Genomic DNA, 19,340 nt, shown 5'->3' with positions numbered 1-19,340 from the left:
CTTTCGCCCTCAGTGTCGCGTCGCCGATCATCTGTCTGTCTGCGCTGGCCATCGAAGCGCATCGCGGCGTTTGCAAATCATCGCAATGCGTGACTGGCAGCGCGAGGGCTTGTGCCCTGCCTAGTGTTTCGTTTCATTAAAACAATTACATTATGTCATTTGAAAGTCGAAGGATTTCCATTGGAATCGAACGGGCTGGAGGTTCATCTCGTCGATGCCTTTGAGAATACGATGCTTGAGTTCGTCAAGTGAAGCGACCCGGATGTGGCGCAGGAACGTTCGGGCCATCTTCGAGAAGGCCGACTCCACGAGATTGAGCCAGGAGCCGTGCTTGGGGGTATGGACGTACTCGAAGCGCCCCGGGCGGCTTGCCAAGTAGGCCATCGTCTCCTTGGAGGTGTGGGCGCTGTGGTTGTCCAGTACGACGCGGATGACCGCCTGGCTCGGATAGTGCTCATGCAGGCGTTCGAGCAAGGCGATGAACTCACAACTGCGATGGCGCGGCTCGACGTTGGCGATGATCTGGCCGTCGTGCAGGTCCAGCGCCGCGAGAATGGACAAGGTGCCGTGGCGCACATATTCGTGGTCACGCCCCACGCCGGGGTGCTTGCCGGCCACCGGCGCCAGATCGGGCGCGGTCACGCCAAGCGCCTGCACGCCCGGTTTCTCATCGACGCTGACGGTGTAGATTGGCGTGGGACGTGCGTCGTCAACCGCATCGGCTTGGTACAGATTCACGTCGTGATAGACCATCAGCACTTGGGCCATCTTGCGCTCGAACTGTGCGTCGCGCCGCTCCAGGTAGTAGCGCACCCGATGCGGCTTGAGTTCATGGGCGTTGAGGATGCGCCATACCGTGGTCTTGCCCGCGCGAGCCAGTCGCGCAAAGCCTGCGCTGTGCGCGTTCGCGCTGGTCGCGCAAAGCCTGCGCTGTGCGCGTTCGCGCTGACATGCGCGGCCAGCGCCGAGAGCGTCCAAAGCTCTGCGGCGTAACCCAAGTCCTTGGGCTTGCGACAGGCCAAGTCCACGACCCAGGCGCGCGCGTCATCGGTGATTTGCGGTGCATACGGTCGGTGGTAGCGATCCTGCATCCCTGCCGCTACGCCCGTCGCCAAGGCCTTGTCGATGCACTTGTAGATCGTCGGCCTGGACATGCCTAGCGCACGCTGTATCTGCGTGGGCGATTGCCCATCGGCATACGCCAGCAGCATTCGGGCACGCTCGACTTCGCGGACGGGTGCAGTACGAGAGCCGGCGAGCTCTTTGAGCATCACCTTGTGCTCTTGGCTCAACTTCAACTCCGATCGCCCTGTCCGTCGCGCCATGCCAGTCTCCAAAAAATTACCGTGACATGATCGCATATAATCTGATTTGGGTAAATGGTTTAACGAAACGAAATACTAGGGCGCGTTAACAATCCATGGGTTATGTCTATACTTGATCTTTGAATGAATAGGGGCCCAAGATGCAAGAAGTCAGAAAACTACTATGTGATGAACAATGGGAGAAATTATCTCCGTTATTACCGGGTAAGCCGAGCGATCCTGGGGCGACCGCCCAGGACAATCGGCTATTTTTGGAAGCGGTGTTGTGGATCATGCGCACGGGTTCACCATGGCGAGACTTGCCTGCAGAATTGGGCAACTGGCACACGACATACACGCGGTTCAAACGCTGGGGCGAGTCGGGCGTATGGCAGCGGGTCTGCGAAATTGTCAGTGGCGACAGAGATTTGAAAATGCTGATGATCGATAGTACGGTGGTGCGTGCACATCAACACGCTGCTGGTGCCAAAAAAAAGAGGGGCCACAGGCAATAGGCCGTTCGCGTGGTGGATGGACGAGCAAGATTCACGTCGTTGTCGATGCGCTCGGTAGCCCAGTGCGTTGGCTGCTCACTGGTGGCGAGGTAGCCGATATTACACAAGCCAAGTCGCTGTTGGAAGGCTTGAAAGCCGATGCGGTACTGGCTGACAAGGGCTACGATGCCGATGCCCTGATTGACAGCATTCAGGTCGCTGGTGCGACGGCGGTCATTCCACCCAGGCGCAATCGTGTGGTGCAGCGAAGTTATGATCGACATCTGTATAAGGAGCGCAATTTGGTCGAGCGTTTTTTTAATCGGATCAAGCAATTCCGAAGAATCGCAACTCGTTATGAAAAGCTGGCGCGTAACTACCTGTCGTTTCTCAATCTGGTTTGTACTTATATCTGGATTACTTGATTGTTAACACGCCCTAGCCTCGCTCCAGGGCAAGCCCCTCCTCGAATGTCTGTGACCGTCCACTACGCGAGCTTGGCGCCGAAATCTTCGCAGACGCTCTCGACCACAGCCGCCACTTCGTGCAGGAAGGAATTGCGATCCGGCGAGGGGGTGATGTCAGGAATCGGCGCAGCCCGCTCGTAGATGCGCTCGCCGATGATCGACGCGCGCGCGTAGCTGGAACCACGCCCAGACTGGTTAAACGCCGACTGCCATTCCGGCATCCGCTCGGCCCGAACGCGGCGAGTAGCGAGGTCCAGCGTTTTGGTGGACAGCGCGTTGGCCAGGCCGTCAAAAACCTGCTGCTTGTGCGCATCGTCGGTCGGCTCGGCGGGGTCCCACCGGAGTGGGTTCTGCAGCAGCACATACAGCCGATCCTGAAGCTGCTTGCGGAGATCCGCGACCGGTTTGAGGTTGTCGTACTCGTCGCCGAGGCCGGGCGTGCTGAGTCGTCGGCTCAATGCCCAAATGCGCTTCCAGTGCTCCTTGCTGACGCCGGGCTTGTAGTCGAGGCCCAGGCGCGGCCACCACGCATCGTGGAAGCTCTCGGCAGCGTTCTTCACGGCCAGGACGAGATTCATGCGGTCGTACACCGGCTTCGCGAGGACGGGCGCCGGCTTTTCCACGATGACATCGATGGCGGCCAACAGGGTCTGCAACTGACCGATGGTCCGCTTGTGGGTCTTCTTCGCAGCATCCAGGTCCTCGTCGATCCCGCCGACGAAGAAGCAGGCTTCCTTCAGGCGGCCGCGAAGCGCACGTTCCGCGAAGGGACCCAACTCCTCGCCAATCGACGCGAGGACGTTCTCGGCGGAAGCCAGGACGTGCTGCTCCCGATCTGCCGCGTTGCGCAGGTTGTCGCCCTTGACCTCGTCGAAGTGCGTGAACACGAGTAGCAGTTTGCTGGTGCTGCCTGACGTGATCATCTCCTTCATGGCCGCAACCGGGGCGGCCTGCATCGGCTGCATGGCGTTGTCGACGAGCACGATGGCATCCGTCGACTCGATGCGCCGGGTCAATGAAGTCGAGATGGCTGCCACCGACTTGGGCGTGTGGCCCAAGCCTTCACCGTCGAGAAGCACGAGCTTGGGTTGTTGACCGTCGTTCCACGCGGGCATGAATGCGCCTGCCACGCGAACGCCGTTCACCAGCGGCGTCAGCAGGTGCCCGAAGCGTCGGGAGTGGTTACTGGAGAAGCGTGTGACCGTCTTGATGAAGGTCGCACGGTCGTCGGTCTCCCACGACCACGATTGCGGCCAGCCCTGCTTGTTGCGGCGCACCGCGCCATCGGTAAGCAGCGAGAAACGAAGCTCGATCTCGTCCATGAGCTCGTCGCTGATGCGGTGGAACTCGTCGTCTTCACGAAGCCGGCGATCAAGCTCCTCCTCGAACAACTCGTCGACGACCCGCTGGTCCTTTTCGTCGGTGGCGCCCAGCTCGGTCTTGAGTTGGTCGCCGTGGCGGGCGGCGATGGCGCGCAACGCCGTCAACGTCTTCGTCAGCAGCGCATTGGTGGCGTCGAGATCGATCACGTCGTCAGCAGCGGTCTCCTCGGTCTGCTCCGCAGCGTCGTCCTCGTCCTCGTCATCCTCATCGTCGTCGGTGCCGGCTGCCTGAGGTCCGTTGCCAAGCACGTAGTTGAAGCGGAACCGTTGGTTCACATGCATCAACAACTTGCGCAGCACTTCACCGTCGTCGCCACGGTAGGCGGACAGAACGGCCTCCGAGATGCACTCGTTCAAATGCTCGCGGACTTCGTCGATGGGGAAGAAGGTGACCACTGCCTTGTACGGGCCTGGTGCAAGCACAACCTCGGTCTCATGCACCGTGGTCTTCGCCGTCGATGTCGACGGAAAGCGCTCGGTCTCCGGGTCCGTGCCGATCAGCTGCCGAAGCAGCGTCGTCTTGCCGGCGCCGGTCGTCCCGAGGAGCAGCGCCTGCCGATAGTCGGAATCCTTCGATGTCGGCAGCGGAATGATCGACTCGCGGATCGCGCCGAAGTCGCTCTGCTCAGGTTCCATGCCGTGATAGAAGATCTCGACGACCCGGCGATGGAACCGCTTTTCAGCCTCCGCCCTGGCCGGCAAGCTCCAGAAGCTCTCCTCTGCCAGTAGCTGGTTGAGTTGATCCTTCAGATCATTGGCCTCGGCCTCGTCGGACGTTCCGAGCCCCTGGCGGACTCGCAAGCCCGGCTTGCCAGTGTTCGGGTCGACCCGAACCGGATGGCGGAAGATCACCGCCCATGCACTGCGACCCTGCGACCGGCTCAGGGTCACCACAAAACGCTTCTCCATGCCGCACCTCGTTGTTCAGCCGTTGTTCCGGAGCGGATCATAGGCATGCCGACACTGGCGGTCAAGCACAATCTGAACAACGAAGGAACAACGGTGCCGCTTGGCGCGGCGGCTGCGCTTCCGCCCATTTCCGCTACATTCCTACGGGGTTGTAGATGCCCGTTCGATTTCCGTTAGGGCTCCACCATCAGGTAGGTGAGTTTCTCGCGCACCTGTGCCAGCACCTCGGGGCGCTTTTCCAGCAGTTGCAGCGCCTCGTACTGGATGCCGGAGAAGTCGAGCGGGTTGTTCTCGTGCAGCAGTTCCTGATACTTGGCGAAGCACGCGGCCAGCGCACGGATTTCCACTTCGGGAGCCGCTGTGAGCGTGGCAGCGTCGAGGGCATCCTCGCTGATCTTGTTGAGCCACTTGAGCAGGTTCTCCGACTGCGCCCAGCGCCCTGACTGGTCGTCGCCCATGACGAGCTGCGCGTCGGGCAATTCGCGGAAGTCCTTGATGTGCTGGTATAGGAAGTACTGCTGGTCGAATTGGTCGAACAGCGTGAAGCTGCGCTTGAGCCGCGTGAACTCGCGGTACTCCTCCAGCAGCCGCAGGCAGATGGAGTGGAAGGTGCCGAGGTACATCTCGTTCAGGTTGAACTTGATGTCCAGCTCGGTCAGGCGGTTCGAGATGCGCGTGGTCAGCTCGTGCGCGGCCTTGTCGGTGAAGGTGACGACAAACAGAGACTCCGGCGCGACGCCTTTCTGGGTGATGAGATAGACGATGCGCTCGACCAGCGTAAAGGTCTTACCGGAGCCGGGCCCGCGATGATGAGCACCGGGCCTTCTGTGGTGAGGATGGCGTCGAGCTGCTGCGGATTGTCCTTGGATTGGAGGGCGGCGGCGCTGGTCATTCCGTTCCTCCCTCGTTGTCATCGACCGATGCCTTGCCGATGTGGCTGGCGATCCACTGATCCAGTTCGCCACGCCGGAAGCGCCACGTTCCGCCGAGTTTGAAGGCTGGGAGCTTCCCGCTCGCCGCGAGGCGATAGACCGTACGCTTGCTAGCCTTCAAATAGGCGGCCACCTCATCAATCGTGAGGATTTCGTCCGGTTGATCGCTCATTTGCTTGCCCATGTCGTTTCGACACGGATGGTCTAATGGCGTATCTTGGCATAAGATTTCGCGGTTGAGCAGACTTGGGCAAACTTGGCATCTGAAAAGTTGCCGGACCGACGAGGGGGCAGCGGGTGGCATCCAACTACGAGGCGATCAGCGACGAGAACCGGCGGCGCTACGGCACCGACATCGGTCGGATCGGCCCGATGCTGTTGGCCGATCGCTACGACGACCGGACGCACTTCATCTTCGAACTGCTTCAGAACGCCGAAGACGCGCTGGGTCGGCGTGGCGACTCGGTCGGGCCGCGCAAGGTCACGTTCGAGCTGACCTCGACTCGCCTGACGCGCTCCCACTTCGGCAGGCCGTTCGATGAGACCGACGTGCGTGGCGTATGTGGCATCGCCGAGAGCACAAAGGACAAATTCTCGATTGGCCGGTTCGGCATCGGCTTCAAGTCGGTCTACACGTTCACCGACCGCCCGGAAATTCACTCCGGCGACGAGGATTTCGCAATAGCGAATTACGTGCAGCCGCAACGGGCTGATCGCACGGATCGCAAGGCGGGCGAAACGCAGATCGTCCTACCCCTGAAAGCGGACGACGACACCGCGCAGCAGGAAATCTCAGCAGGCTTCCGGCACTTGGGCCCCGGCGCGTTGCTGTTCCTTCGGCACATCGAGGAGATCAACTGGAGCGTGGACGGCGGCGCGTCAGGCCTCTATCTGCACAACGTCACCAAAGAGTTCGGCGAGAACGTCCGGCTCATCACGGTAATCGGCCAAGAAACCGGCAAGGTCGAGGTTGACCAGAACTGGCTGGTGTTCCACCGCGAAGTGTTCACCGAGGCGAAGGAAAAGGTCGGTCGCGTGGAGATCGCCTTCTCGCTGGTCGCCATCAAGGACGCGCCGGGCCGCTGGTCGGTGCAACCAGTGGCCGCTTCGCCGCTGGTGGTGTTCTTCCCGACCGTGGTGCCGACCAATCTCGGCTTTCTCGTGCAAGGGCCGTATCGCACCACGCCCAGCCGCGACAACATTCCGCGCGGCGAGCCGTGGAACCAGCATCTGGTCAAGGAAACGTCCAGCCTGCTGGTGGAAGCGATGCGCTGGATGCGCGACAAGGGATGCTGGACACGTCCGCCTTGCGCTGCTTGCCGCTCGACCGCGAGAAGTTCCCCGATGGCGCGATGTTCGCTCCCATCTTCGGAACCGTCCGGCAGGCGCTCTTGGACGAGCCGCTGCTGCCGCGCTTCGATGGCGACTTTGTCCCGGCTTCGCAAGCGAAACTCGCGCGCACGCAGGAACTGCGCGACCTGTTCAACCCCGAACAGGTCGAGCTGCTGTTTGGCTCCAAGGCGTCGGCGTGGCTGACCGGTGACATCACTCCACTCGGCATCACCGAACCCGATCCGGTTGATGACGTGGTCTGGAACCTGCTGCCGAAGTATCAGCAGGATACCGTTGATGTCGGCGACGATGATTACGCCGCCGACATTGAGCGCATCCGCAAGGCATTCAACACCGACTCGAATTCGCAGCGTGAAAATCTCCTTGCTGCTCTGCGCGACACGTCTTTCGTGATGGTCGTAGACACAGGTGACGGCAAGGGCTACGTCGCCAAACCGGGTGGTATCTACATCGCCACGGAGCGTCTGAAACAGCTCTTCGCCGGTGTTCCGGAAGTCTTCATCGTTGACGACGGATACGACTGCCTACGTGGTGAGAAAATGTGTGTATTCTTGGAAGCGTGTGGTGCGTTGCGATACCCACGCCCGGAGAAAGCTCCTGTTGAACACCACTGGAGCGACCGTCTGAGGGCGCTTCGCGTTCGCGCTGGTCACGCCGAAACGTCAGGCTACAGCGACACGGTAGAAGACTGGACGCTGCAAGGCTTCCAAGATCTGCTTGACCACCTTCCGAATCTCACGCCGGAGCAGCGCGCCGAGCGCGCTCGCCTGATTTGGGAGAGCTTGGGCGACCTCGAAGAGCGCTGCGGGCGCGGCATCTTCGATGGTTCCTACACGTGGACGCACAACGGCAGATACGCCACGAGCTTCCCGTCTGCCTTCCTGCGCAACCTCAACGCGGCGGCTTGGGTGCCCGATGCCAACGGCGAACTCGTAGCGCCAAATCTCGTGGTGTTCGACACCCTCGGCTGGAAGACCAACCCCTTCCTGCTGACCAAGATCGCCTTCAAGCCGCCAATCATCGACCAGCTTGCGAAAGAGGCTGGCATCGATCCTGCTGCCCTCGATCTGCTCCGGAAGCTCGGCATCACCAGCGTGGCTGACCTAACTTCCCGTCTGGGAATCACTGACCAGCCACCGCCGGAGGAAGAGGCTCCATCCGACGATGCTCCGACCGTCGAGTCCTCAACCGAATCGGATACGGCCACAGCCGATCCTCCTGGCGATGATGTCTACAACGACGCGAAAGACCTGTACGGCGACGACATGCCGAACATTCCGCCGGGAACGCCTGACCCGGACGGCGGCGACGGCACAACGGGCAGCGCAGGGCACGGCGGTAAAGGCAGGACTGGCACCCAGGGCCGGAGCATCAAAGTTTGTTTACATTCAACGACTTACGATAAGCCGTTGTAAAAGCAGCTCAGAAATCGTGTCTACTCTTGGGTTTCAAGAGCAAGAGATGGCGGAGAAAGACACGATAGAAGAGCTCATCGAGCAGTTGCGCCAGTTGAAGGACCCGCGGGTTGCAGGCCGCACCGACCACAACCTGCTCGACATACTGGTTTTGGCACTGTGCGCGGTCATGTCAGGGGCGCAAGGGTGGGATGACATAGAGGACTGGGGACGCGCGCACGAAAGCTGGCTGCGTCGCTATCTGAAGTTGCGCAACGGCATTCCCGGGCACGACACCATCCGTCGGGTATTTGAGGCGCTCTCGCCAAGTCAGTTGTCGGCCTGCTTGAGTTCCTGGATGGCGCCAAGTCTGCCCTGCGGTGGGCGGCCTGGTCATTGCCATCAATGGCAAGAGTCTGCGCGGCGCGGCACGTCCGGCCTGCGGGTTGCGCGCACTGCATCAGGTATCGGCCTACGCCGCCGGATATGGCCTGACGCTGGGACAATTGGCCTGCCAAGAAAAGTCCAACGAAATCACGGCCATTGGCGAGTTGCTGCCAACGCTGGCGCTCGAGGGAGCGGTTGTCACCATCGATGCCATCGGCTGCCAGAGCGCGATGGCCGAGCAGATCGTAGGCGGTGGTGGCGATTACGTGCTTGCCGTCAAGGACAACCAACCACATCTGGCCCACGCCTTGCGCGACTTCTTTGGCACGCTCGGCGCGCCCGGCGACCCGGTCAGACAGACCTGCGTGCATGAAACGCTGGACAAGGGCCATGGCCGCATTGAAACCCGTCGCTGCACGGGCGGTGGGCGATCTGGATTGGCTGGCTACCCTGGGGCTCAAGGAACGCTGGATCAAGGAACGCTGGAAGAAGATCACTTCGGTGGCCTGTATCGACTCCAGCCGCGTGATCGGCAGCAAGACCGAGACTGATCGGCGCTATGTGATCAGTTCATTGCCCGCCGACAGTGAGCGCATTTTGCACGCTGTGCGCATGCACTGGGACATTGAAAATGGCTTGCACTGGTGCCTGGATGTGACCTTTGGAGAGGACGCCTGCCCCATCCGGCTACGCAATGCCGCACTCGACTTCTCATTGCTGCGCCGCGCCGCCATGAACCTGTTTCGTGCTGACCACTCTCGCGCCATGGGCCTGCCAAAAAAACGCAAGGCCGCTGCCTGGAACCCGGACTACCTCGCCAATATCCTTCATCTGCGGGAAATTTGATGCTCCGGCCCTGCCGGATCTGCCCGTCGCGCGCAAAGCCACTTCAGCGCCGTAGTATCGTTGCGGGTTGCCATTCACAAGGAGATCGTGGTGAACAAGTTATTCCCCAGCGCAGCCGAGGCCCTCGCGGGCGTGGTTGCAGACGGCCAACTGCTGGCGGTGGGTGGTTTCGGTTTGTGCGGCATACCGGAAGCGCTGATCGACGCGCTGCGCGATTCGGGCGTCAGAAACCTGACCGTGATCTCGAACAACGCCGGGGTCGACGGCTTTGGCCTGGGCAAGCTGCTGAGCACCGGCCAGATCAAGAAGATGATTGCCTCCTATGTGGGCGAAAACAAGGAGTTCGAGCGCCAGTACCTGGCGGGCGAGCTGGAGTTGGAGTTCACCCCCCAGGGCACCCTGGCCGAGAAACTGCGCGCAGGCGGCGCCGGCATCCCGGCTTTCTTCACCAAGACCGGCGTCGGCACCATGGTCGCCGAGGGCAAGGAACTGCGCGAATTCGACGGCCAAACCTATGTCATGGAGCGCGCGCTGCGGCCCGATGTGGCGCTGGTCAAGGCGCACCGCGCCGACCGCTCGGGCAACCTGCAGTTCCGTCTGACGGCGCGCAACTTCAACCCCGCAGCCGCGATGGCCGGCAAGGTCTGCATCGCCGAAGTGCAAGAGCTGGTCGACACAGGCGCGATGGAGCCTGACCAGGTGCATCTGCCCGGCATCTATGTGCACCGCATCGTGCACAACCCGAACCCCGAAAAGCGCATCGAAAAGCGCACGATCAGCGCCAAAGCGGGCGCCTGAGCCTGCTGCATCACCCTCACACCCGGAGCAATAGATATGTCGTGGAGTCAAGACCAGATGGCGGCGCGTGCCGCCCAAGAGCTCGAAGACGGTTTTTACGTGAACCTGGGCATAGGCATCCCCACGCTGGTGGCCAACTTCGTGCCCGCCGACAAGGAGGTGTGGCTACAGTCTGAAAACGGCATGCTCGGCATCGGCCCGTTTCCGACCGAAGACGAAGTCGATGCCGACCTGATCAACGCCGGCAAGCAGACCGTCACCACCATCAAAGGCTCGTCGACCTTTGGCAGCCATGACAGCTTTGCAATGATCCGGGGCGGCAAGATCAACCTGTCGATCCTGGGCGCGATGCAGGTCAGCGAAAAAGGCGATCTGGCCAACTGGATGATCCCCGGCAAGATGGTCAAGGGCATGGGCGGCGCGATGGATCTGGTGGCCGGCGTCAAGCGCGTGATCGTGCTGATGGAGCATGTGGCGCGCAAAAAGGACGGCAGCGAAGACCTCAAGATACTGCCCCGGTGCACGCTGCCACTGACCGGCGTGGGCGTGGTCGACCGCATCATCACCGACCTGGCCGTGATCGACGTGACGCCGCAGGGCCTGGCGCTGGTGGAACTGGCGCCGGGCGTCAGTTTCGAGACCCTTCAATCCAAAACCGGGGTGGCGCTGATCAGGTAAGGGGCGCGCTGCCCGCCGGTGCCGAGCTCCAGGAGTTTCGCGATGAAAACAAGGTTTGCGCCATCCCTGTCCGCACTGCTGGCCATCAGCGCAGCATGGGCCCATGCACAAGCACCAGCGCCCCAGGGCGCCGTCGCAGGCCGCGCCACGGCGCACACCGAGGCTTCGGCGCAGGGCGTGATCGCCGGGGCGCAGTTGCTCCTGCCCGCCAACGCCACCGGCGCCAGCGCCTATCTCGGGCCGCTGAAAGACGCTCCGGCGACGGCGCACGCCAAGGTGCCGGTGGTGGTGTTCCTGCATGGCTCGTCCGGGCTGGGGCTCGAGGCGATTGCCCAGTGGCAGCAATGGCTGGGCAGCCTGGGCATTGCCAGCCTGGCGCCGGACTCCTTCGCGCTGGCTGAGCGCATGACCTACCAATCGCCGGTGGGCAAGGATGCCTACGAAAAAATCCACGCGCTGCGCAGTTCCGAAATCATGCTGGCGCTCGACGCCCTGCGCCGCCTGCCCTGGGCCGATACCCGGCGTCTGGTGCTGGCCGGCACCAGTGAGGGGGCGGTCGCAGTGGCCCGCCATGGCGGTGACGAATTCATCGGGCGGATCATTTTTTCCTGGAGCTGCGAAGACAACTACTTCGTCGAGCGCGCACAGACCGCCATCCGGCCAGCGCAACCGCTGCTCAATGTCATCAGCGCAGCAGACCCCTTCTTTTCACCGGCCAACGCCTGGCTGGGAAACCCCGCCGCCCGGGGGCATTGCGCGCAAGCCTTCGAGGACCATCCCGATGCCAGCGTGGTGCTCCTGCCTGGCGCACCGCACACCGTGCTGAACCTGCGCGCAGCGCGACAGCCGGTGCAGGCATTTTTGCTGGATTTGTTCAGGTGAAACACCCGCAGACCGGCTGCGGCCCCTGCCCGGGACGCCGCCAGCGGCTTGGCAAAGCCGGTTGCGCGGCGCCCCTGGCCGTGGGCTGCCCCGGTTTCATACGCCGTGGGTGACGCGCCGCGCCATGCAAGCCCGAGTAAAGCTGCACGCCATGCACAACCCGCGCCATCCCCAGGTCCTGCCGGTGCGCGCCGGCGTCAGCCCCAGTTGCGTGGTGCTGCCGACGCGGGGCCAGGGCAGCATGCTGGACTTTCTCGCGCAGCGCTTGCCGATGGTGGCGCGCGAGCAGTGGCGCCAGCGCATGCACGCCGGCGATGTGGTCGATGAGCGCGGCCGGTGCGTTGCGCCCGAGCAGCCGTTCGAGGGCGGCCTGCGCCTGTATTACTACCGCAGCCTGAGCGCCGAGCCGGTGCTGCCGTTTGCCCCGACGCTGCTGCACCAAGACCCGCATCTGGTGGTGGCCGACAAGCCGCACTTCATGCCGGTGACGCCCTCGGGCCGCTACCTGCAGCACACGCTGCTGGTGCGCCTGAAGCGCCAACTGGGCTTGCCGCAGTTGTCGCCCGTGCACCGCATCGACCGCGATACCGCCGGGCTGGTCCTGCTGTCGGTGCAGCAATGCACCCGGGGCGCGTACCAGGCCCTGTTTCGCGAGCGGCGGATCACCAAGCATTACGAGGCGATTGCGCCCTGGCGCGCCGACGTGGTTTTCCCCCGCGATCACACGAGCCGCATCGAGCCTGGCCCGCAGTTCTTTCGCATGCAGGAGGTGCCGGGCCCGCCCAACAGCCACACCCATATGCAATTGCTGGCGGTGGCCGGCGACTGGGCGCATTACCGCCTGTCCCCGAGCACCGGAAAGCGGCATCAGCTGCGGGTGCATATGGCGGCCCTGGGCTTGCCGCTGCGCAACGATCCGTTCTACCCGGTGGTCGACGACCCGCCCCCGGGGGACTATTCGCGGCCATTGCAGTTGCTGGCGCGCGCGCTGGAGTTCGTCGATCCGCTCAGCGGTGAGCGGCGGGTGTTCGAAAGTGAGCGGCGGCTGGCCATGCCGCCCGGTGAATGACCGGCTCGACCGCGACGGGCTTCACCCGCCCCGGCGCATCATGTCGAAGAAGTCCACATTGGTCTTGGTGGCCTTCATGTTCTTGATCATCAGTTCCATGGACTCGATTTCATCCATGCTGTACATGAACTGGCGCAGGATGCGGGTCTTTTGCAGGATCTCGGGCGCCAGCAGCAGTTCTTCGCGCCGCGTGCCGCTCTTGTTCAGTTCGATCGCGGGGAATACGCGCTTTTCGTACAGGCGGCGGTTCAGGTGGATTTCGCAGTTGCCGGTGCCCTTGAATTCTTCAAAGATCACTTCGTCCATGCGGCTGCCGGTGTCGACCAGCGCCGTGGCGATGATGGTCAGCGAGCCGCCTTCTTCGACCTTGCGCGCGGCGCCGAAAAAGCGCTTCGGGCGTTGCAGGGCGGCGGCATCGACCCCGCCGGACAGCACCTTGCCCGACGAGGGCACCACGTTGTTGTAGGCGCGGGCCAGGCGGGTGATGGAGTCCAGCAGGATCACCACGTCTTTCTTGAGCTCGACCAGGCGCTTGGCGCGCTCGATCACCATTTCGGCCACATGCACATGGCGCGCAGCGGGCTCGTCGAAGGTCGAGGCGATGATCTCGCCCTTGACCGTGCGCTGCATCTCGGTCACTTCTTCCGGGCGCTCATCGACCAGCAGCACCATCAGGTGCACATCGGGGTTGTTGGCCGTGATCGCGTGCGCGATGTGCTGCATCATCACCGTCTTGCCGCTCTTGGGCGGGGCCACGATCAGCGCGCGCTGGCCGCGACCCAGCGGCGCAATGATGTCGATGATGCGGCCGGTGATGTTCTCCTCGCCCTTGATTTCGCGCTCCAGCCGCATCTGCTCCTTGGGGAACAGCGGCGTCAGGTTCTCGAACATCACCTTGTGCTTGTTCTGCTCGGGCGGGCCGCCGTTGACGGCGTCGAGCTTGGTCAGGGCAAAGTAGCGCTCGCCATCCTTGGGCGTGCGCACCTCGCCTTCGATCATGTCGCCCGTGTGCAGGTTGAAGCGGCGCACCTGGCTGGGCGAGATGTAGATGTCATCGGTGCTGGCGGTGAAACTGGTGTCGGGGCTGCGCAGAAAGCCGAATCCGTCAGGCAGGATTTCCAGAACGCCGTCGGCAAACACCTGCTCGCCCGTTTTGGCGCGCTTTTTGATGATGGCAAACATCAGCTCCTGCTTGCGCATGCGGCCGGTGTTTTCGATTTCGAGGTCTTCAGCTTGCTTGAGGACTTCAGACACATGCAGTGCCTTGAGTTCGTTTAAGTGCATGGATGGGCTCTTTGGCGCAGCGGGTGGGATCTTGGGGCGGGGGATGGTGATCCGGGGGCGGATGAACTGCTGCTTGCAGATCCGGCCCTGAGGGGATCCCGGTTCGGCTGCCGATGTCTATGCAGGCCGATGGTCTGGGCGCGATTATGGCAGGAAAAATACCCGGCGCCCTGCCCAACGTGGTGCATGGCCATCGAACGGCAGAAACAGATGGCCGCAGCGGGCTTGTCTTTTGCGCACCGCCCTGCCCTCTGGACGGTCGCACCGGCATTCGGCCACATATACTTTCGCCCCGGCTGGCCGGGCCCTTCCTTATCTGTCCGGGCCCGGCCAACATCTGCCCCCCGCGCCAGGGGGCTTATCTATTTTTGGGAGAGCAAAAATGAATCGCTTCGTCGTGATGGTCGATGCCGACTACCTTTTTCGCCAGGCCATCGACATCGTCAGCAACCGGGCAAGCACCTCGCGGGCCGACCTGGATATCGTCGATCCGGCCGGCCTCATCGAGGCGCTGCTGGATAAATCACGCTCTACGCTGGATCTGACCCGCAAAGAACTGCTGCGTGTCTACTGGTATGACGGCGTGATGGCCAACGGCTTCACGCCTCAACAGCGATCCCTGGCCAACATCGATGACGTGCAGTTTCGCGCCGGCACGATCAACGGCCGAGACCAGCAAAGGGACATTGCGTCCCTGATCGCCACCGATCTGCTCGAACTGGCTGGTCATCACGCCATCTGTGATGCCGTCTTGGTGACTGGCGACAGCGACCTGGCTGTCGGCATCGATATGGCAAAAAAGCACGGGGTTCGTATTGCCGTGCTGGGGGTGGAAGATCCTGCAACCGGTGTTGCCCGCCATCGAAGTGCCGAGATCGCCTGCAGGGCAGATCGTGTGGGCCTGCTCGGGCAGGCGGAGCTTGCGCAAGTCCTCCGGTATGCCCCGTCTGGCCAGTCGGCGCCGGCGCAACAGTCGGTCGCCGCGTCGGGCCAGGCCATCGATCTGATCGACCGTGTGCGGATCGAAGCAGCGGTCAAGGCATTTATCGATCAGCAGACTGCGCCCCTGACCGGCACCGTGAACCACGCGGCCAAGCGTATCGACGCGAACGTCGATCGATCCTTGCTGTTCCATGTCCTGACCGAACTGGGCCATGGCCGTTTGACCGAATCCGAGAAGATCTACGCCAGGCATGTGTTCCGCGCCGAGGTCTGAACGCAGGGGCGGCGCGCTGACCCCGGGCATGTCGACGACCTGACGGACTCCGGCCAGGCGCGCCTGGACCGGACGGCTCTGGCAGGCTCAGGATCGATGGCGTTTGCCGCGCGCTGCGCCCGATTCTTCTTTCATCACCAGGCCGACCGCCAAGCCATGGCACAAGGCCATCGATGCGGCCACCGTGCGAAAGCCTGCGATCTCGGCGTCACGCACCTCCAGCACCGTCCGCGCATGGCGCGCAAACGGCGAAAGTGCTCCATCGGTGAGCGCCACCACCGAAACGCCCTGCGCATGCGCGCGCTCGACGGCCGCCACCGTGTCGGCATGGAAAGGATGGAAACTGATGGCGACGAGAACATCGCCCGGCTGCAGCGCCTGCACCTCGTCGGGCAGCATGCCGGCCATGCCGCCCAGCAGCCGCACGACCCGGCGACTGCGCGAAAGAAGATAGACCAGGTAGGTGGCGATAGGCCAGGCGCGGCGCAGTCCCAACACATGGATCGATCGCGCGCCTGCCAGGATCTCGATGGCGTCGCGCAGCGACTGCGCATCGATGGCGTCGCGCAAGCCCTGCAGCGATTCGATGGAACCTTCGCACAGCAGTCGCAGCATGTCGCCGGACGCCTGCGGCGCCGTGGCACGGCGGCCCCGGGTGCGCATTCGCTCGCCATAGCTCTGGGTCTGCGACAACAACGCATCGCGGAACACCGACTGCATTTCGGAAAAACCCGAGTAGCCGAGCGTCTTGGCCAGTCGCATGAGCACCGACGGTTGCAGGCCGGCGGCGCCCGACAGCGACTTGATGGTGTCCACTGCCGCAGCGTTGGGATGGTCGACGAGATGGCGCGCCGCAGCCTGCAGACGCACCGGCAGGCCGTCGAAACGCTGGGTCACGAGTTCCTTGAGCGCTTCGAGGGTCAGGGGCGCGGCGCTGGAGGGCATTGGAAACCGTCTGTTCAGATGGCAGCGCCGACACGCGCCAGCACCTCACGGACCATGGGTTCGGCGCTCATGCCGATGCAGGTGGCGCGCGCCGTGCGCGCAGGATGGCGGTATGCGGTCACTGGGCTCAGAACGAGGGCATGTCGTTTGGCAGCGGCATGCCGAAGTACTGCTTGAACAGGTCCGAGAGTTCGCCGTTGGCACGGATATGGTAGATGAAGGTGTTGGTCCACTGCAGCAGGTCGGGGCTGTTGCGCTTCATGCCGATGCCGATGTGCTGCGTGCCGAGTTTCAGGCGCGACACATAGGTCTTGCCCGGGTTGGCCTTGGTCGTCTGCGCCGGAATGAGAAAGCCGGTGGCGCTCGCATCGACCTGCCCGGCGACCAGCGCCTGGATCGTCGAGGCGTCGTTGTCGAAACGCTGCATCTGCGCGCGCGGGGCCATGCGGGTGACCAGGGCATCCTGGATCGCGCCGCGCACGACCGACACGCGCTTGCCGTTGAGGTCATCGAAACTCTTGATCGGACTGTTGTCGGTGGTCATGATGACGCTGTCCTGCAAGGCATACGGGATGGAGTACCAGATCTGCAACGCGCGCTGGGGCGTGATCGTCAGAGTGGCCATCACCACATCGGCCTTGCCGGTGACGATGAACGGAATGCGGTTCTGGCTGGTGACCGGCACGATCTCGAGCGGCACGCCCATGTACTTGGCCATCAGATTCGCCACGCCGACATCGATGCCTTCGGGCTGCATCGAGGCATTCATCTGTCCCCATGGCGGATTGTTGGTGTCGATGGCCACCAGCAGTTTGCCGCGCTTGATGATCTCGTCGACGGTGACTGCGCCGGCCGCGTGCGCGGCGGCAAGCAGCAGCACGGCCGCGAGCGCGCGCCAGACGCGGGAAGGGAATGTCGAAGTCATTGGTTTGTCTCCTTGCGATGAAAACGGCGCGGGCGTTCAGCCCTTGTGGCGTATGGATTGGACGAACTGCTGCAGTGGCTGCGTCGCGGGATGGTCCAGCATCGCGCCGGGCGTTCCCTGTTCGCAGACCTTGCCCGCGTGCATGAACACCAGCCGGTCTGCGGCCTGGCGCGCAAAGCCCATCTCGTGGGTCACCAGCATCATCGTCATGCCGCCACGGGCGAGTTCCGCGACCACGTCCAACACCTCGCCGACCATCTCGGGATCGAGCGCCGAGGTGATCTCGTCGCACAACAGGATGCGCGGCTCCAGCGCCAGCGCCCGGGCAATGGCCACTCGCTGCTGCTGGCCGCCGGAGAGTTTGGCGGGATAGGCGTCGGCACGCGCCGACAGGCCCACGCGCTCGAGCAGCCGCGCGGCGTTCGCGCGCGCCACGGCTTTCGGCGTCCTGTGGATCACCATCTGCGGCAGCGCGACGTTCTCGAGCGCGCTCAGGTGCGCAAAGAGGTTGAAACTCTGGAAGATCATGCCGACCGAGCGGCGCACCGCGCGCAGGCTCGATGGCTGCACCTGCATGCCGTCGGCGACGATGCTGCCGCCGTCGATGCGTTCGAGGCCGTTGATGCAGCGCAGCAGCGTGCTCTTGCCGGAGCCCGAGCGTCCGATGATGGCGACCACCTCGCCCTCGGCCACCTGCAGATCAACGCCGTCGAGCACCGTGGCCTGGCCGAATTGCTTGCGCAGGCAAGAGATCTCAACGATTGGCATTGAACTTTTTCTCCAGCCGCCGCGACAGCATGTACAGGGGCCAGCAGACAGCGAAGTACATCGCGCCGACCACCCCGTAGACGAGGATCGGCCGGAGGGTGACGTTGTTGACGTACTGCGCGGCGTGGGCGAGTTCGTGCATGCCGATGATCGAGGCCAGCGAGGTGTTCTTCACCAACTGGACCATGAATCCCACGGTCGGTGGCGTGGCGATGCGCACTGATTGCGGCAGCACCACATGTCGCATCTGTTCGAGGTAGGAGAACCCGAGGGCCGCCGAGCCTTGCCATTGCGTCTGCGGCACGGACTGTATCGAGCCGCGCCAGATTTCGCCGAAGTACGCGCTGGCGTAGCAGGTCAATGCGATGGTCACCGAAAGAAAGGCGCTCTGGCCCAGGTCGAACAGGGCCAGACCGAAGAACACGAGAAACAGCAGCATCAGCAGTGGCGTGGCCTGGAACAGCTGTATGTAGCCCGCTGCAAGCCAGCGCAGCGGCGCGACGGGCGCGACGCGCGCGAGCGCCAGCACCAGGCCCACGATGCCGCCACAGACGAAGGCCAGCACCGACAGGCCGAGCGTCCAGCGCATCGCGGCCAGCAGGTAGAGGAATTCGACGCTGCCGAAGTCGCGGATCATGCGCGCCCCCGCGACTGAAAGTAAAAGCGCTCGACGGCGGCGAACACCAGTTTGAGCGAAAACGCGATGGCCAGGTAGATGCCCGTCACGACGATGTAGACCTCGAAGGGGCGAAAGTTTTCGGTTTCGATGAGATGCGCCACGCCCGTGAGCTCCTCGACCGAAATCGTCGACACGACCGCCGAGCCGAGCATCACCAGGAGGAACTGGCTTGCCAGGGCGGGGAAGACCGCGCGCAGCGCAGGAAAAACAATCACATGGCGCACGATGGCGGGCACGGGAAAGCCCAGCGCATGCGCCGCCTCGAGTTGGCCGCCCGCAATGGCGTCGATGCCTGCGCGCACGATCTCGGTTGCATACGCGCCGCAGTTGATGGACATGCCGACGAGCGCCGCATCGATCGGATCGAGCCGCAGGCCCAGCGACGCAAGCCCGAAGTAGATGAGAAACAGCTGAATCAGGAAAGGCGTGTTGCGGATCGACTCGACGTAGACCGCAGCGGGCCAGCGCAGCCAGGCGCGGCGCGAGGTCCGCGCGAGCGCGCACAGCACGCCGATGGCCAGCCCGATCGCGATGGCGGCGAGCGATAGCAGCACCGTCAATTGCGCGCCCTGCGCGAGTCGGGGCAGCGCAGCCCACACCGAACCGAACTGGAAGGTGTAGTCCATCG

The 19,340-nt window shown here is 63.1% G+C and carries 17 protein-coding genes and 3 pseudogenes; 10 read left to right on the top strand and 10 right to left on the bottom strand.

Going from position 1 to position 19,340, the window contains the following annotated elements:
* Positions 1-150 precede the first annotated feature (150 nt).
* Positions 151-1,325, bottom strand: a pseudogene (locus VEIS_RS12745) (IS630 family transposase).
* A gap of 140 nt (positions 1,326-1,465) precedes the next feature.
* Between VEIS_RS12745 and VEIS_RS26255 the strand changes: the two are divergent.
* Positions 1,466-2,223 (top strand): IS5 family transposase gene (locus tag VEIS_RS26255; protein WP_086014358.1). Its coding sequence is split into 2 segments (ribosomal slippage): positions 1,466-1,796 and positions 1,796-2,223, totalling 759 coding nucleotides; the frame shifts between segments, so codons are not numbered across the junction.
* Positions 2,224-2,285: 62 nt separating this feature from the next.
* Here the strand turns inward: VEIS_RS26255 and VEIS_RS12735 are convergent.
* The 3 genes from VEIS_RS12735 to mads1 all read right to left on the bottom strand — a co-directional run bounded on the left by VEIS_RS12735 (position 2,286) and on the right by mads1 (position 5,660).
* Entirely contained in the window at positions 2,286-4,556 is a 2,271-nt protein-coding gene (locus tag VEIS_RS12735) for a hypothetical protein (RefSeq protein WP_011810361.1), read from the bottom strand.
* A 173-nt stretch (positions 4,557-4,729) separates the two neighbouring features.
* A complete protein-coding gene (locus VEIS_RS24785; RefSeq protein WP_011810360.1) occupies positions 4,730-5,470 on the bottom strand; it encodes a UvrD-helicase domain-containing protein in 741 nt (246 codons plus the stop codon).
* Positions 5,445-5,660, bottom strand: coding sequence for a methylation-associated defense system helix-turn-helix domain-containing protein MAD1 (gene mads1, locus VEIS_RS12725; protein WP_041950810.1), 216 nt, complete (start codon positions 5,658-5,660; stop codon positions 5,445-5,447). The genes VEIS_RS24785 and mads1 overlap by 26 nt, the downstream gene beginning before the upstream one ends.
* 125 nt (positions 5,661-5,785) lie before the next feature.
* Here mads1 and VEIS_RS31350 point away from each other — a divergent pair, with 125 nt between their 5' ends.
* The 8 genes and pseudogenes from VEIS_RS31350 (at position 5,786) to VEIS_RS12695 (ending at position 12,895) form a co-directional block, all read left to right on the top strand.
* The gene (locus VEIS_RS31350) at positions 5,786-7,024 is read left to right on the top strand and encodes a sacsin N-terminal ATP-binding-like domain-containing protein (protein WP_011810358.1); all 1,239 of its coding nucleotides are present in this window, start codon (positions 5,786-5,788) and stop codon (positions 7,022-7,024) included.
* Positions 7,025-8,005: 981 nt separating this feature from the next.
* Positions 8,006-8,587 (top strand): annotated as a pseudogene (locus VEIS_RS31345) (ISAs1 family transposase); the annotation flags it as partial.
* Positions 8,588-8,612: 25 nt separating this feature from the next.
* Positions 8,613-9,173: pseudogene (locus tag VEIS_RS31145) on the top strand (ISAs1 family transposase); the annotation flags it as partial.
* A complete protein-coding gene (locus VEIS_RS30535; protein ID WP_011810355.1) occupies positions 9,148-9,468 on the top strand; it encodes an ISAs1 family transposase in 321 nt (106 codons plus the stop codon). The pseudogene VEIS_RS31145 and the gene VEIS_RS30535, both read left to right, overlap by 26 nt.
* 90 nt (positions 9,469-9,558) lie before the next feature.
* Entirely contained in the window at positions 9,559-10,266 is a 708-nt protein-coding gene (locus VEIS_RS12710) for a CoA transferase subunit A (RefSeq protein ID WP_011810354.1), read from the top strand.
* A 36-nt stretch (positions 10,267-10,302) separates the two neighbouring features.
* The gene (locus VEIS_RS12705) at positions 10,303-10,944 is read left to right on the top strand and encodes a CoA transferase subunit B (RefSeq protein WP_011810353.1); all 642 of its coding nucleotides are present in this window, start codon (positions 10,303-10,305) and stop codon (positions 10,942-10,944) included.
* A gap of 42 nt (positions 10,945-10,986) precedes the next feature.
* The gene (locus VEIS_RS12700; RefSeq protein WP_011810352.1) at positions 10,987-11,826 is read left to right on the top strand and encodes a dienelactone hydrolase family protein; all 840 of its coding nucleotides are present in this window, start codon (positions 10,987-10,989) and stop codon (positions 11,824-11,826) included.
* A gap of 151 nt (positions 11,827-11,977) precedes the next feature.
* Positions 11,978-12,895, top strand: a complete 918-nt coding sequence (locus tag VEIS_RS12695; RefSeq protein ID WP_041950013.1) for a pseudouridine synthase — start codon at positions 11,978-11,980, stop codon at positions 12,893-12,895.
* Between the two features lie 21 nt (positions 12,896-12,916).
* On the opposite strand, the gene rho is transcribed toward VEIS_RS12695, so the two are convergent.
* Positions 12,917-14,179, bottom strand: coding sequence for a transcription termination factor Rho (gene rho / locus VEIS_RS12690; RefSeq protein ID WP_011810350.1), 1,263 nt, complete (start codon positions 14,177-14,179; stop codon positions 12,917-12,919).
* 382 nt (positions 14,180-14,561) lie between these two features.
* On the opposite strand from rho, the gene VEIS_RS24760 reads away from it, so the two are divergent.
* A complete protein-coding gene (locus VEIS_RS24760; RefSeq protein WP_011810349.1) occupies positions 14,562-15,395 on the top strand; it encodes an NYN domain-containing protein in 834 nt (277 codons plus the stop codon).
* Between the two features lie 87 nt (positions 15,396-15,482).
* Here VEIS_RS24760 and VEIS_RS12680 read toward each other — a convergent pair whose 3' ends face one another.
* From VEIS_RS12680 to VEIS_RS12660, 5 genes are all read right to left on the bottom strand, one after another.
* Positions 15,483-16,340 carry a MurR/RpiR family transcriptional regulator gene (locus VEIS_RS12680; protein WP_011810348.1) on the bottom strand — a complete coding sequence of 286 codons (858 nt, stop codon included), beginning with the start codon at positions 16,338-16,340 and terminating at the stop codon, positions 15,483-15,485.
* 127 nt (positions 16,341-16,467) lie between these two features.
* Entirely contained in the window at positions 16,468-17,265 is a 798-nt protein-coding gene (locus VEIS_RS12675; protein ID WP_011810347.1) for a transporter substrate-binding domain-containing protein, read from the bottom strand.
* Between the two features lie 36 nt (positions 17,266-17,301).
* Positions 17,302-18,033 (bottom strand): amino acid ABC transporter ATP-binding protein, encoded by a 732-nt coding sequence (locus VEIS_RS12670; RefSeq protein WP_011810346.1) that lies wholly within the window; start codon positions 18,031-18,033, stop codon positions 17,302-17,304.
* Entirely contained in the window at positions 18,020-18,670 is a 651-nt protein-coding gene (locus VEIS_RS12665) for an amino acid ABC transporter permease (RefSeq protein ID WP_011810345.1), read from the bottom strand. Before VEIS_RS12665 ends, VEIS_RS12670 begins: the two co-directional genes overlap by 14 nt.
* The gene (locus VEIS_RS12660; RefSeq protein WP_011810344.1) at positions 18,667-19,338 is read right to left on the bottom strand and encodes an amino acid ABC transporter permease; all 672 of its coding nucleotides are present in this window, start codon (positions 19,336-19,338) and stop codon (positions 18,667-18,669) included. The genes VEIS_RS12665 and VEIS_RS12660 overlap by 4 nt, the downstream gene beginning before the upstream one ends.
* Between the last annotated feature and the right edge of the window lie 2 nt (positions 19,339-19,340).

Origin of the sequence: Verminephrobacter eiseniae EF01-2, from assembly GCF_000015565.1 — a bacterium.
GTDB classification, from domain to species: domain Bacteria; phylum Pseudomonadota; class Gammaproteobacteria; order Burkholderiales; family Burkholderiaceae_C; genus Acidovorax; species Acidovorax eiseniae.
The sequence above is the reverse complement of the archived record's forward strand: the minus strand, read 5'-3'. Positions and strand labels throughout refer to the sequence as shown.